13 protein-coding genes are annotated in these 14,043 nt (G+C 72.2%); 5 read left to right on the top strand and 8 right to left on the bottom strand.

Annotated elements, in window-relative coordinates:
• Positions 1-153: 153 nt before the first annotated feature.
• Complete coding sequence (locus NCC78_RS16215) at positions 154-1,593, bottom strand: GuaB1 family IMP dehydrogenase-related protein (protein WP_250795399.1); 1,440 nt, start codon at positions 1,591-1,593, stop codon at positions 154-156.
• Between the two features lie 236 nt (positions 1,594-1,829).
• Positions 1,830-3,581, bottom strand: a complete 1,752-nt coding sequence (locus tag NCC78_RS16210) for an acetyl/propionyl/methylcrotonyl-CoA carboxylase subunit alpha (protein WP_250795398.1) — start codon at positions 3,579-3,581, stop codon at positions 1,830-1,832.
• A gap of 147 nt (positions 3,582-3,728) precedes the next feature.
• On the opposite strand from NCC78_RS16210, the gene NCC78_RS16205 reads away from it, so the two are divergent.
• The 4 genes from NCC78_RS16205 to NCC78_RS16190 all read left to right on the top strand — a co-directional run bounded on the left by NCC78_RS16205 (position 3,729) and on the right by NCC78_RS16190 (position 7,684).
• Positions 3,729-4,355, top strand: coding sequence for a PadR family transcriptional regulator (locus NCC78_RS16205; protein ID WP_250795401.1), 627 nt, complete (start codon positions 3,729-3,731; stop codon positions 4,353-4,355).
• A 126-nt stretch (positions 4,356-4,481) separates the two neighbouring features.
• Positions 4,482-5,441, top strand: a complete 960-nt coding sequence (locus NCC78_RS16200) for an ATP-binding cassette domain-containing protein (RefSeq protein ID WP_250795396.1) — start codon at positions 4,482-4,484, stop codon at positions 5,439-5,441.
• Between the two features lie 17 nt (positions 5,442-5,458).
• Positions 5,459-6,214: an ABC transporter permease gene (locus NCC78_RS16195; RefSeq protein WP_250795395.1), complete on the top strand. Its 756-nt coding sequence runs from the start codon at positions 5,459-5,461 to the stop codon at positions 6,212-6,214.
• Positions 6,215-6,274: 60 nt separating this feature from the next.
• The gene (locus NCC78_RS16190; protein WP_250795394.1) at positions 6,275-7,684 is read left to right on the top strand and encodes an MFS transporter; all 1,410 of its coding nucleotides are present in this window, start codon (positions 6,275-6,277) and stop codon (positions 7,682-7,684) included.
• Between the two features lie 100 nt (positions 7,685-7,784).
• On the opposite strand, the gene NCC78_RS16185 is transcribed toward NCC78_RS16190, so the two are convergent.
• The 6 genes from NCC78_RS16185 to NCC78_RS16160 form a co-directional block, all read right to left on the bottom strand.
• Positions 7,785-8,438: an O-methyltransferase gene (locus tag NCC78_RS16185; protein ID WP_250795393.1), complete on the bottom strand. Its 654-nt coding sequence runs from the start codon at positions 8,436-8,438 to the stop codon at positions 7,785-7,787.
• 9 nt (positions 8,439-8,447) lie between these two features.
• Entirely contained in the window at positions 8,448-9,104 is a 657-nt protein-coding gene (locus tag NCC78_RS16180) for a Maf family protein (RefSeq protein WP_250795392.1), read from the bottom strand.
• Positions 9,105-9,410: 306 nt separating this feature from the next.
• A complete protein-coding gene (locus tag NCC78_RS16175) occupies positions 9,411-10,544 on the bottom strand; it encodes a S8 family serine peptidase (protein ID WP_372495143.1) in 1,134 nt (377 codons plus the stop codon).
• A gap of 44 nt (positions 10,545-10,588) precedes the next feature.
• Entirely contained in the window at positions 10,589-11,977 is a 1,389-nt protein-coding gene (locus NCC78_RS16170; RefSeq protein WP_250795391.1) for a hypothetical protein, read from the bottom strand.
• On the bottom strand, positions 11,974-12,432 hold the full coding sequence (locus NCC78_RS16165; protein WP_250795390.1) for a hypothetical protein: 459 nt from the start codon (positions 12,430-12,432) through the stop codon (positions 11,974-11,976). Before NCC78_RS16165 ends, NCC78_RS16170 begins: the two co-directional genes overlap by 4 nt.
• 144 nt (positions 12,433-12,576) lie before the next feature.
• Entirely contained in the window at positions 12,577-12,789 is a 213-nt protein-coding gene (locus NCC78_RS16160; protein WP_250795389.1) for an acyl-CoA carboxylase subunit epsilon, read from the bottom strand.
• Between the two features lie 91 nt (positions 12,790-12,880).
• Between NCC78_RS16160 and NCC78_RS16155 the strand changes: the two genes are divergently transcribed.
• Positions 12,881-14,043: serine/threonine-protein kinase (locus NCC78_RS16155; protein ID WP_250795388.1), on the top strand; the 1,163-nt coding region annotated here is incomplete at its 3' end.

The raw sequence follows: 14,043 nt of genomic DNA, 5'->3' as shown, positions 1-14,043 counted from the left end.
CCGCGGCCCGCCCGATCGGCGCCATGACGTCCCGCGACCAGCGGAACCTGCGGGTTCGGGCGGGGCGGGGCGCCATCGCCCACCGCCGGGCGGCCGGGTGGGCGCCACCCGGTCGCCGGGCCGCCGAGCGGACGGTTGTCCGGCCGGTGAGGTTCACCAACTGGTGGGCAGGGGCATCCCCTCGGTGTAGCCGGCCGCGCTCTGCACGCCGACCAGGGCCCGCTCGTGAAACTCCGCCAGATTCCGGGCACCCGCGTAGGTGAAGGCGCTGCGGACCCCCGCGATGATCTCGTCGATCAGGTCCTCCACGCCTGGACGGGCGGGGTCCAGGTGCATCCGCGCCGAGGAGATGCCCTCCTCGAAGACCGCCTTGCGGGCCCGGTCGTACGGGCTGTCCTCGGCGGTCCGCGCGCTGACCGCCCGGGCCGACGCCATGCCGAAGCTCTCCTTGTACCGCCGGCCGTCCGCGTCGGTGTACAGGTCGCCCGGGGACTCGTAGGTGCCGGCGAACCAGGAGCCGATCATGACGTTCGACGCGCCCGCGGCGAGCGCCAGCGCCACGTCGCGCGGGTGTCGTACGCCGCCGTCGGCCCAGACGTGCCGGCCCAGCTGACGGGCCGCCGCCGCGCAGTCGAGCACGGCGGAGAACTGCGGCCGGCCGACGCCGGTCATCATCCGGGTGGTGCACATCGCGCCCGGGCCGACCCCGACCTTGATGATGTCCGCGCCCGCCTCCACCAGGTCACGTACGCCCTCGGCGGTCACCACGTTGCCGGCCGCCACGGGGACCGCCGGGTCGAGCTCGCGGACCGCCCGCAGCGCGGAGATCATCCGCTGCTGGTGGCCGTGCGCGGTGTCCACGACCAGGGTGTCCACCCCGGCCTCCAGTAGCGCCGCCGCCTTGCCGGTCACGTCGCCGTTGATGCCCACCGCGGCGGCGATCCGCAGCCGGCCCCGGTCGTCCACCGCCGGCGTGTAGAGGGTGGCCCGCAGCGCGCCCTGCCGGGTGAGCACCCCGACCAGCCGGCCGTCCGCGTCGACCACCGGGGCGAGTCGGCGTCGACCCGCCGAGAGCCGGTCGAATCCGCTACGCGGGTCGGCGTCCGCCGACACCGTGTGCAGCTCGGTGGACATCACGTGGCGCAACTGGGCGAATCGGTCCACGCCGACGGTGTCGGCCTCGGTCACCACGCCCAGCGGCCGGCCCGCCTCGTCGATCACGATGACCGCGCCGTGCGACCGCTTCGGCAGCAGGTGGATCGCGTCGCCGACGGTGTCGGTCGGGCCGAGGGTGATCGCGGTGTCGTGCACCAGGTGCCGCTGCTTGACCCAGGCGACGACGTTCGCGACCACCTCGATCGGGATGTCCTGCGGGATGACGGCGATCGCGCCGCGCCGGGCGACCGTCTCGGCCATCCGCCGGCCGGCCACGGCGGTCATGTTCGACACCACCAGTGGAATGGTGGTGCCCGTGCCGTCGCCGGTCGCGAGGTCGACGTCCAGCCGCGAGCCCAGGTCGGAACGGGCCGGCGCCATGAAGACGTCGTTGTAGGTCAGGTCGTGCGCGGGGACCGCGCCATGAAGGAACCGCACCTGGCCATCATTCCTGCCCGCGTCCGCCCCTGCCGCCGCTGGTGGCCCAAACCACCCGCCCGCCCTCGCTCATTGCGGCCGCGACCAGGACAAACGGGCCGCGATCGATCGGGAGTGCTTTGCACCCACCGGTGCACCGGCCACGAAGCGTCACCGGTGCAGCGGTGGGTGCAGAGCAAAGGGCGTTCGACGAGCGATCCTGGGATCGACCCCCGGGGGTGGCGGGTCGCGGTGGGTCAGGCGATGGTGCAGATGGCGGCGCCGGCGGTGATGACGGCGCCGACCTCGGCGGCCAGGCCGCTCACCGTGCCCGCCTTGTGGGCGTGCAGGGGCTGCTCCATCTTCATCGCCTCCAGGACCACGACCAGGTCGCCCTCGGCCACGGCGTCCCCGTCGGCGACGGCGATCTTGACGATCGTGCCCTGCATCGGCGAGGTGAGCGCGTCACCGCTGACCGCGGCGCCGGCCTTGGCGCCGCCGCCCCGGCGGGCCGGCTTCCGCGCGGCGGGCGCGGCGGTCGGCGTACCCCCGCCCAGGCCGGCGGGCAACACCACCTCCAGCCGCTTGCCGCCCACCTCGACCACGACGGTCTCGCGCTCGGCCGGCGCCTCGGCGGTGCCGGCGGCGGCGGTGAACGGCGGCACGGTGTTGTCGAACTCGGTCTCGATCCACCGGGTGTGCACGGTGAACGGTTCGGCGGTGAACGCCTCGTCGCGGACGACCAGCCGGTGGAACGGCAGCGCGGTGGCCATCCCCTCGACGACCATCTCGTCCAGCGCCCGGCGGGCCCGCTCGATCGCCTCGGTACGCGTCTCGCCGGTGATGATCACCTTCGCCAGCAGCGAGTCGAAGTTGCCGCCGATCACGTCGCCGGCGGAGATGCCGGTGTCCACCCGGACGCCCGGGCCGGTGGGCAGCCGCAGGGCGGTGACCGTGCCGGGGGCGGGCAGGAAGTTGCGGCCCGGGTCCTCGCCGTTGATGCGGAACTCGATCGAGTGCCCGCGCGGCGTCGGGTCCTCGGTCAGCCGCAGCTTCTCGCCGTCGGCGACCCGGAACTGCTCGCGGACCAGGTCGACGCCGGCGGTCTCCTCGGTGACCGGGTGCTCGACCTGGAGCCGGGTGTTGACCTCCAGGAAGGAGATGGTGCCGTCCGCGCCGACCAGGTATTCCACCGTGCCGGCGCCGTGGTAGCCGGCCTCCCGGCAGATCGCCTTGGCGCTGTCGTGGATCTGGGCCCGCTGCGCGTCGCTGAGGAACGGCGCGGGGGCCTCCTCGACCAGCTTCTGGTGCCGCCGCTGCAGCGAGCAGTCCCGGGTGCCGACGACGACCACGTTGCCGTGCTGGTCGGCCAGGACCTGGGCCTCGACGTGGCGGGGCTTGTCCAGGTAGCGCTCGACGAAGCACTCGCCCCGGCCGAACGCGGCGACCGCCTCCCGGGTGGCCGACTCGAACAGGTGCGGGATCTCCTCCATCGTGCGCGCCACCTTGAGGCCGCGCCCGCCGCCACCGAAGGCGGCCTTGATGGCGACCGGCAGGCCGTGGTCGACGGCGAACGCCATCACCTCGTCCGGGCCGGCGACCGGGTCGGGGGTGCCGGGGACCAGGGGCGCGCCGGCGCGCTGGGCGATGTGCCGGGCGGTGACCTTGTCGCCCAGGTCGCGGATGGCCTGCGGGGTGGGGCCGATCCAGGTCAGCCCGGCGTCGATGACGGCCTGGGCGAAGTCGGCGTTCTCGGCCAGGAAGCCGTAGCCGGGGTGGACCGCGTCGGCGTCGGCCTTGGCGGCGACCTCCAGCAGCTTGTCGATGCGCAGGTACGTCTCGGTCGCGGTGTCCCCGCCCAGCGCGTACGCCTCGTCGGCGAGGGTGGCGTGCAGGGCGTCCCGGTCGGAGTCCGCGTAGACGGCGACGCTGCCCAGGCCGGCGTCGCGGCAGGCGCGGACGACGCGGACGGCGATCTCGCCGCGGTTGGCGATGAGTACCTTGCGCACCTTGTTGGCTCCTCCCGGGAGGTTACTGACCGGGAGTGTATCGGCCACCCTGATGGCCCTAACGATCGCTCAGTGTGGGATGCCGCACTGTTCCGCCGTGCTCTAGTCAAACTTGTTTATTACGCTTGTCCGGTGTCTGCCACCCGAATGATGATCCTCGGCCTGGTCCGGTGGATGCAGCCCGTGCACGGCTACGACGTGCGCCGTGAGCTGCTCAGCTGGAACGCCGACAAGTGGGCCAACGTGCAACCCGGGTCGATCTACCACGCGCTGCGCAAGCTGACCGAGGAGGGACTGCTGCGCGAGGTGGCCACCGAGCAGGTCGGCGCCCGTCCGGCCCGGACGACGTACGAGGTCACCGCCAAGGGGGCGGACGAGTTCGAGACGCTGCTGCGCGGGCTGTGGTGGCAGCTGCACGAGCCGCCGGACCCGTTCGCGGCGGCCTTCTCCTTCCTGCCGGCGCTGCCCCGCGACGAGGCGGCGGCGGCGCTGCGCAACCGGGCCAACCTGCTGCGCGCCCAGAACGAGTCGACCCGGGCCGCGCTGGAGTCGGAGTGGATGCGCACCACCCGGCCGGTGCACGTGGGCTGGATGTTCGAACTCTGGGCAACCCGGGCGGAGGCGGAGATCGCCTGGTGCGAACGGATCGCGGAGCGGATCGACTCGGGAGTGTCGTACTTGCCTGCTGAACTGGCCGGCGCGGAGGGCTGGGAGGGGTGGCCGGAGGCCGAGCGGTCGCGGCCCCCGGGGCAGGCTCGCGACACCCAGGAATAATCAACGTTGACCATAAGAGCTATATCGCGTTAGCCTTCTCGACACACACGGGGAGCACGCCGTCCGGCGTCGTTCCCGCGGGGACCGACGGTCGGTCGTGGCCGGCCCGGACGACCAGGAGCAGAAATGATCGAGACCAGAGGGTTGCGGAAGTCCTTCCGCTCCCGAGCGGGTCGTGAGACGAAGACCGTCGACGCGGTGCGCGGGGTGAACCTGGAGGTCGCCGAGGGGGAGATCTTCGGTTTCCTCGGCCCCAACGGCGCCGGCAAGACCACCACCCTGCGCATGCTCGCCACGCTGATCGAGCCGGACGGCGGCGAGGCCACCATCGCCGGGGCCGACCTGCGCAAGGATCCGGCCGAGGTGCGCCGCCGGATCGGCTACGTCGCCCAGGGCGGCAGCACGTGGGACGAGTCCACCGCCCGCGAGGAGCTGGTGCTGCACGCCCGGATGTACGGCATCGGCAAGGCCGAGGCGCACCGGCGGGCCGCCCGCGCCCTCGACGCCTTCCAGCTCACCGAGTACGCCGACCGCAAGTGCAAGACCTACTCCGGCGGCCAGCGGCGGCGGGTGGAGATCGCCCTCGGCATCATCCACGAGCCGAAGATCGTCTTCCTCGACGAGCCGACCACCGGCCTCGACCCGCAGAGCCGCGCCCACATGTGGGACGAGATCCGGCGGCTGCGCACCGACGGCATGACCGTCTTCATCACCACCCACTACCTGGACGAGGCCGACGCGCTCTGCGACCGGATCGCGATCATGGATCACGGCGAGGTGGTCGCGGAGGGCACCCCGGCGGGCCTGAAGCGCGAGATCTCCGGCGACGTGGTGCTCGTCGGGCTGGACGCGGCGACCACCCCGCAGGCCGCGCAGCTGCTCGACAGCGAGCCGTACGTCAACAAGCTGGAGACCGTCGACGAGGGCGGGCTGCGGCTCTACGTCGACGAGGGGGCGACCGCCATCCCGCAGATCCTGCGCCGGGTCGACCACGCCGGTTTCACGCTCACCTCCATCGAGCTGCACCGGCCCAGCCTCGACGACGTCTTCCTGACCAAGACCGGCCGCTCGCTGCGCGAGTCCTGAGACCCCGGAGAAACCTCATGAAACTCGCCCGTGACACCTGGCTGATCTTCGAGCGCCAGCTCCAACTGCTGCTGCGCAACCCCGTCTGGGTCTTCGTCGGCGTCTTCCAGCCGGTCATGTACCTGCTGCTCTTCGCCCCGCTGCTCAAGCCGGCGCTGAACGCGCCCACCCAGGCCGAGGCCTACAAGATCTTCGTCCCCGGCCTGCTGGTGCTGCTGGCCATCTTCGGTGGCCTGTTCCAGGGCTTCGGCCTGATCGCCGAGCTGCGCGCCGGCGTCATCGAACGCTCGCGGGTCACCCCGGTCAGCCGGCTCGCCCTGCTGCTCGGCCGCTCACTGCGCGACGTGGTCTCGCTGATCGCGCAGGCGATCATCATCACCCTGCTCGCGCTCCTGTTCGACCTGCGCGTCTTCATCGGCGACCTGCTCCTGGCCTACCTGATGCTCGCCCTGATCGCGCTGATGACCTCGGCGGTCTCCTACGGCGTCGCGCTCAAGGTCAAGAGCGAGGACGCGCTCGCCCCGCTGATGAACACCGTGGCGCAGCCGGTGCTGCTGCTCTCCGGCATCCTGCTGCCGCTCACCTTCGCCCCCGGCTGGCTCCAGGGCATCGCGAACTGGAACCCGTTCTCCTGGGCGGTCGACGGCACCCGGGCCCTCTTCGCCGGCGACCTCGCCGACGACAAGGTCTGGCAGGGGCTGACCATCACCGCGGTGCTCGCCGCCGCCGGCGTCTTCTGGGCCGCCCGGCAGTTCGCGCGCAGCGTCCGCTGACGGGAGAGCTGCCTCTCAGCAGACGAGGGGCACCGGCCGGGCGCTTGTAGCGTAAGGCCGGTGCCCCGCCTCACCCATGACCGGCTCACCTGGCTGACCTACGCCCAACTCGGCCTCTGGGGCTTCTTCCTCTACGGCTTCGGGCCGGTCGTGCCGCTGCTCCGCGACGAACAGGGCACCAGCACCGCCGTCGCCGGCCTGCACAGCACCGCCATCGCCGTCGGCGCGCTGGCCGGCGGGGCGCTCTTCGCGCCGATCGCCCGGCGGTTCGGCCGGGGACCTGCCATCTGGCTCGGCCTGGCCGGGGTGGCCGTCGGCGTCGCCGCCCTCGGCACCCTCCGCCCCCTGCCGGCCACGCTCGCTGCGGTCGCCGTGATCGCCACCTTCGGCATGATGGTGATCAGCGGGGTCAACGTCGTGCTCACCGCCCGGCACGGCGCCGCCGCGCCGGCCGCGCTCACCGAGGCCAACGCCGCCTGCGCCGGCATGGGCATCCTCGCCCCGCTGGTGATCGGCACCAGCGTCGACGCGGGCTTCGGCTGGCGACCGGTGATGGCCGTCGAGGTCGGGCTGATCGCGCTGGTCGCGCTCGCCGCCCGCCTGTTCCGGGTACGCCTGCCGAAGGGCGACCCCGCTACCGCGGCTGCCGCCGACCCGGTCGGGGTGACCGCCCCGGCCATGGCTGAGCCGGGCTGGGCGACCGCCCCGGGTGTGGCCGACCCGGTCAGGGTGGCCGCCTCCGGCGTGGCGGACCTCGCCGACGTGAGCCACCCCGCCGCCCCGGTGGTGCTCGGTGGGGCCGCTGCCTCCGATGCCGAACGGGGCCTGGCCGCCCCGCCGCCTGCCGGTCGGGCCCCCAGGGCGGTGACCGGTGCCGTCGACCGATGGTCCCTTCCGCAGGCGGGGTCAGCGGCGCTGCCCAAGGCGTACTGGATCGCCTGGGTGCTGATGGCGGTGACCGGATCCATCGAGGTCTGTCTGTCGCTCTGGACCGCCGACGTGCTCCGCTCGCACGCGGGGATGACCGCCGCGTCCGCCTCCGCGGCGGTCGCCGCGATCGTCTGCGGCATGTTCCTCGGCCGGCTGGTCGGCGGCCGGATCGCCCTGCGCTGGCCGCCCGCGCCCCTGCTGCTGGGCGCGCTGGTCCTCTCCCTGGCCGGGTTCACGATCTTCTGGCTGGCGCCGGTCGGCTGGCTCGCCGTCACCGGACTGGTCGTCCTGGGGCTCGGCAACGCGCTGCACTACCCCCTCGCGATCTCCATCGCCCTGGCCGTCGCAGGGTCGGCCGCCGACAAGGCGGCCGGCTGGTCGTCGTACTCGATGGGGGTGGGTTTCGGGATCGCGCCGGTGGCGCTGGGCGCGGTGGCCGACGGGGTCGGACCCCACCTGGCCTTCCTGCTGCTGCCCGGCTTCATCGCCGCGGCCGTACTGCTCACCCTGCGGCTCGGCCGCGCCCTGCGGCACGCTTGATCGGCTCGATGTCGTGCAAGTCGGGGTGTCCGCACCGGCGGGACGCCCCGACATCCTGTGCATCGTGTCGATCAATTGGTGCGGGCCGGGCCCGGACGGGTCAGCGCACCCGGGCCAGGGTCAGGCCGTCGGCGACCGGAAGCATGACGGCGTCCACCCGGACGTCGGCGAGCACCTCGTCGTTGAACGCGGCGATCGCGCGGTCGTCGGCGTTCTGCGGGGCGATCACCCGACCGCCGCGCAGCACGTTGTCGACCGCGATCACCCCGCCGGGCCGCATCCGGGGCACCAGTTCGTCCCAGTAGATCGGGTAGCCGGTCTTGTCGGCGTCGATGAACGCGAAGTCCAGGTGCCGGTCCCGGGGCAGCTCGCGCAGGGTGTCGCCGGCCGGGCCGATGCGCAGCTCGATCCGGTCGTCCACGCCCGCCCGGGCCCAGTACCGCCGGGCGATGCCGGTGTACTCCTCCGAGATGTCGAAGCAGGTCAGCCGGCCGCCCTCGGGCAACCCGCGGGCGATCGCCAGCGACGACAGGCCGGTGAAGGTGCCCACCTCCACCGCCTGCCGTACGCCGAGCAGCCGGGTGAGGAAGGTCAGGAACGCCGCCTGCTCCGGGGCGACCTGCATCTGCGCGTCGTTCGGCAGGGCGGCCCGGGTCTCCTCCGCCAGGTCACGCATGATCTCGTCGGGCGGCGAGCCGTGCGCCACCAGGTACGCGTGCAGATCCTCGGTCAGCGGGATCGACTTGGTCGTCATGGTCGGACGCTAGCCGAGCGGTTCGACCGACTGGTTGCCGGGCGCGACCTTCGTCCAGAGATCCGTGATCCCCAGGTCCAGCTCGGCCAGGAGCCGGCGCAGCAACGGCAGGGAGAGTCCGACGACGGTGCCCGGGTCGCCCTCAATCCGCTCCACGAACGGCCCGCCCAACCCGTCGATCGTGAAGGCGCCGGCCACCGCGAGCGGCTCGCCGGTGGCCACGTAGGTGGCGATCTCGTCGTCGCTGACGTCGGCGAAGTGCACCGTCGTGGACGCCACCGCCTCCGCCCGACGGCCTGCCACGATGTCGATCAGGCAGTGCCCGCTGTGCAGCACCCCGCTGCGCCCGCGCATCCGCTTCCACCGCCGGGTGGCGTCCGCCGCGTCCGCCGGCTTGCCCAGGATCTCGCCGTCGAAGGCCAGCACCGAGTCACACCCGATCACCAGCGTCCGCTGGTCGTCGACCGGACGCAGCCGGGTGAGCACCGCCTGCGCCTTCAGCCGGGCCAGATCCAGGCAGAGTTCCTCGGCCCGCTCGGCGACAACCAGGGACTCGTCGACGCCGCTAACCAGCACATCCGGTTCGATCCCGGCGGCCTGGAGAGTCTTGCGGCGGGCGGGGCTCGCCGAGGCGAGCACGAGGCGGAGCGGCATCGAGTCGGACACCTCGCCGACGTTACCGGCTGATCGGGACCGGCGGGCCGCCGCCACCGGGTCTCGGCGCAGATACGGCGGAAGGCTTGCCCGCCCGCTCACCCGCCCGGTACCGCTGTTCGCCAGCCGGTACTTCCTGGTGTGGGTCCTGGTTCGCGCTGCTCGTTTCCTCGCAGTGCTCTCCATCCCTGCTGCCAAACTGCCGCTCGCCACCGCCGGTTGCACGTTGCCGCTCGCTGCCGGCGGATGCACGCTGCCGCTCGCAGCCTGGCACCGGGCGCGCCACTCTTCCTTGCGCCCGTCAGAGTGCTGACAGTGTCAGCGGCTGATGCGCGGAGGCGGATCGTCGCTGCGCCGACGGTTGCGGGCGACCAACGCCCAACCTCCGCCGGCCGCCACGAGCACGCCGAGAGTGACCAGACCACGGATGGTCGCTGCATCACCCTCATCGGTGGACGGCCCGGCAACGTCAGTTGCGGTGGGGGCAGGATCGGCCGGCGGGCTCGCCGTCGCCGACCCGAAGCCCAACGGAGGTACGTCCGCCGTCAGCGCCGCCACCAGGTCGATGACCCCGTAGCCGTACTGGTCGTCCCGTCCGGGTGGACCTTTGTCGACAGCGGTGGCGGTCAGTCGGTGCACCACCTCCGACGCCGGCAGGTCCGGGTACTTGGATCTGATCAACGCCGCCGCGCCGGCGACGATCGCAGTGGAGTCAGACGTGCCGGTTCCCTTGCGGTATTTGCCGTCGATGCTCGTGCTGTAGATATCCACAGCTGGCGCAACCACGTCGATTTCCGGGCCTGCCGTCGAGATGGCAGCATGCCTACCTAACTGGTCAACTCCTCCGACTGCGACAACGCCGTCTTTCGATGCTGGATATCCGACACTTGCATCTTCAGGGCGATTACCTGCGGCAGCTACGACGACTATATCCGATGCTAAAGCGGCCCCGATCGCTTGGTCGAGGCGGGCACTCCTGCTGCCGACGCTTGAGATGCTGATTATATCGACACTACGAGAAACGGCGTACTCAATGCTTTGGGCTAAGGCATCGGGGTCGCCGTTGCCTTGGGGTGGGGTGTCGAAGATCGGCAAAATCTTAGCCTTCGGGGCGATCCCAAGCGCTCCCAAGTTGTTGCTCTGGCCGTGAGCCGCAATAAGCCCGGCCATGCCGGTGCCGTGGCTATCCCGGTCTTGCCGGCCGTCCCCGATCCCTCCGGGAATGATGTCGATTCCGACAAGCAGGTTTTCGCGCAGGTCGGGATGCAGTCCAACGCCCGTGTCAGGTACCGCGACAGTGACTCCCTCACCTTTGGCAATCTGATGAGCTGCGGTCACCTTGAGGTAGCGCAGGTGCCATTGATCGTTCCGAACACGGTCCGCGCCGCTTGGTTTCGGCGCTGCCTGAGGCGGACTCGCTGCAGATGGCTGGGTAGACGCCATCGTCGTTATTGACAGGATCAGCAGTACCAGCGTGGCGTAGAGAGGACGAAGCTTCACCGATTGAAGCCGATAGCTGGGCCTGGGTCTATCGGGCCCTCCTCATCCGGCGGGCGTACTACCGGGGCGACGCCGTGGTCCGTTTCCCATGGGTGATCGGGGTCCCAGCGACGCGTTTCCTCGCCGTCGCGATCTCGGCGTCCGAGCCGGCCCGGCAGGCCGCTGTTACCGGCGGTGCCAACGGAGCCGCCCAGCGGCGCGCCGCCAAGCGGTGGCATGCCGTGAGCTGCTCCGAAGCCTCGGCCACCGCCGGGACGGGAACCGGCGCCACCAGCCGGGGCGGTACCTGCGCCGCCCCCGCCGATCACGCCGCCGATCGGGTTGACGCGCCGCGGCTGGGTGTTACCTCCGCCCGGTTGGCCAAGCCCCATTCCGGGTGCACCACCGATCAACCCCCCGGGCGGCAACGGCCGGGAGGTAGCGGGCGGCGTCTGTGGCTGGCCGCCTCCGGCAACCGGCCGGCCGATGTGACCCGGCTGGCCACGGAGCGGTCCAGGCCCGTTCTGCCGGCTCGGACCTCCCGATAGCGGTGGTAGCGCTCCGATCCCAGGCGCTGGACTAGGCGGTGAAGGGGGTGTGACAGCCGGCAGCCCGGGATTGACCGGTGCTGGTGCCAGTCCGGTGCCAGCCCCGCCCAGCACCGGGCCGATGTTAGGCGCGACGGGCGTGGGTACAGGCCGAGCAGCCGACGCGGGTCGGTTGCCCGAATTAGCACCACCTGATGTTGCGATTGCGACAGGCACGATCGGCGGGATCGCCGGCGCGGCGGTCGAACCGGCGTAAGCGTCAGGGTCTCCAGGGTCTCTGGGCGGCCGTACTGGAGGAGGCTTTTGGAGCATCACCTGGGCGTGTTGGAGTTCGCCGCCGAGGCCGTACATGATGCCGCGCGCCTGCACGTTGAGCCGTTCCAGGTCGGCGTCGGTGACCGCTCGGTCGGCCATCCGGCTGCCCATGGCCGCCTTCGGGTCCGCCGACGTCGCCTCGTACGCCTGCTTCTGCTGGAGTTTGACCGCGTACTCGTCGTAGATCTTCTTGAGCTCGGCGCGGGTGCTGCCGATGGCCTGGGTGGCCGCGGAGAGCGCCGTGTAGTTGGTGGTGGCCGCGTCGTGCGTGCGCTGCACCTTGTCGATCAGCTCGTCCAGCTCGCGGACGTACGCCCGGGCGGCCTCGTTGGTCTCCGGCGGCCAGGCCTCGGCCAGCCCGCGGCGGTATTCCTGGAGCCGGCTCAAATGGGTCTGGGCGAGGTCGCAGACCTTGCGCCAGCCGGCGACCTGCTTCCAGTGGTTGGTGGTGTCGTGGTCCTGGAGGCAGGCCCACATGGTGGCCACGTCCATCAGGCGCCAGTCGGTGAGGCCGGAGGTCCGGCCGCTGCCCCGCTCGATCATGGCAGCACCACCGGCCCCTGCCCGCTCTGCGGCCCGGTGGGATCCGGGAGCACCACCGACGGGCCGGTCGGGGCGACGCCGGGGTTGGCGAGCGCCCGCTCGACGTCGACCACCCGCGCGGAGGAGAACGCGTCGGAGTCCTGGTAGCGGTCGGCGACCGTGCCGGCGGCGGTGGCCAGGTGGCCGGTGGCGCCGCGTACGCCCCAGACCATGTCGACGGTCGCCTGCTGGGTTTCCCAGTGGGCGTGCAGAAAGTGGACCAGCTCGACGAAGGCGTCGGCCGGGTTGGGCAGCGGGGCCTTCATGTCCTCGGCGATGTACGACAGGTGCGGGGCGTAGTTCCGCTCCACCTCGGCCTGGAGCTTGTCGGCGAACTCGCGCAGCTGGCGGATGTCGGCTTCGATGCCGCCGTAGCCGCGGAGCCAGGACGCTGGGCGGTCCTCCTCGGGGATCATCGGCCCTCCCTACCCGTCACGGCACCGTTTCCCTGAGTGAGGTTAATGGCTACCGGACGATGGCGGCAGCCCCAACCCGGCGCATGCCCACTACCCGGACACCGCGCGACGCCACCGAGCTGCGGTGATCCGTACCGGCGAAACTCAGCGGGGCAGGCCGGAGGCGCGCCAGGCGCCGGGACCGGCGACGGCCGCCGCGGCGGCCGGTCGTGCGCTGCGCGCCCACGTGGACGCGGCGACGGGCGCGGGTGTGGCGGCCGGACGGGTCCGGGCGACGATCGCGCCCACCAGCGCGGCCAGTTCCTCGGCGGTCGGTACGCCGCGGACGACCCGGAACAGCGGCTCTTCGGCAGACATGGCGTCAGCCTACGCGTCGAGAACTTGACCTTCGTCGGACAGTGGCGTGCCGCCGGTGTGAGCGTCGGTGCCGCCGGGTACCGTCTCAGCGATGTCGAATGCGCTTCCCCAACTCGTCGCTGACCGATACCGGCTCCTGTCGCCGCTCGGTCAGGGTGGCATGGGTCGGGTGTGGAAGGCGCGCGACGAGGTGCTGCACCGGGATGTGGCGATCAAGGAACTCGTCCCGCCGCCCAGCCTCACCGACGAGGAGCGCCGCGAGATGCGGGAACGCTCCCTGCGGGAGGCCCGGGCCATCGCCCGGCTCAACCACGTCAACGTGGTCCGCATCTTCGACGTGCTGCGCACCGACGGCGACCCGTGGATCGTCATGGAGTACGTGCCGTCGAAGTCGTTGCAGGACACTCTCGCCGAGAGCGGTCCGGTGCCGCCGGCGAAGGCGGTGGAGATCGGCCTCGGGGTGCTCGGCGCGCTGAAGGCCGCGCACAAGGCCGGCGTGATGCACCGGGACATCAAGCCCGGCAACGTGCTGCTCGGCGACGACGGCCGGGTGGTCCTGACCGATTTCGGTCTCGCCACCATCCCCGGTGACCCCAACGTCACCCGCACCGGCATGGTCCTCGGGTCGCCCGCGTACATCGCGCCGGAGCGGGCCCGCGACGGCACCGCCGGGCCGGAGGCCGACCTCTGGTCGCTGGGCGCCACCCTCTACGCCGCCGTCGAGGGCAAGTCGCCGTACGCCCGGCCGTCGGCCATCGCCACGCTGGCCGCCCTCGCCACCGAGCCGCTGCCGCCGCCGAAGAACGCCGGCCCGCTCAAGCCGGTGCTCAACGGCCTGCTCCGCAAGGACCCGGAGGAGCGGATCACCGCCGAGGTGGCGGAGCGGCTGCTGCGCCGCGCCGGTGGGAAGCGCGCGCGGAGCATCTCGCTGCTCGACGGCGTACGTCGGCCGGGGCCGAACGGTCCGCGCGAGCCGCGCCCGCCGCTGGTGCCGTCGCCGCGCCCGCCCGAGGGGCAGCCCGACAAGCAGGTCAGCCCGCCCGCGCCCCGCGCCCCGCTGGCGGCGGCCGGTGCCTCGGCTGCCGGGGCTGCGTCCACCGCCGCCGATGAGGACGCGACCGCGGTCTCCTCGGACATCGCCCCGACCGCCAAGGTCGAGCCGCCGACGTCCACCGCGGACAACGACCCGACGGCCACGGTCGACGCGCCGGCGCCGCTCGACGACACCAGGGCCGCGCCGGCCGCGCCCGCCGC

It is taken from the genome of Micromonospora phytophila (genome assembly GCF_023656545.1).
In the GTDB taxonomy this organism is placed as follows: domain Bacteria; phylum Actinomycetota; class Actinomycetes; order Mycobacteriales; family Micromonosporaceae; genus Micromonospora; species Micromonospora phytophila.
This window is presented reverse-complemented; position numbering and strand designations above follow the sequence as displayed.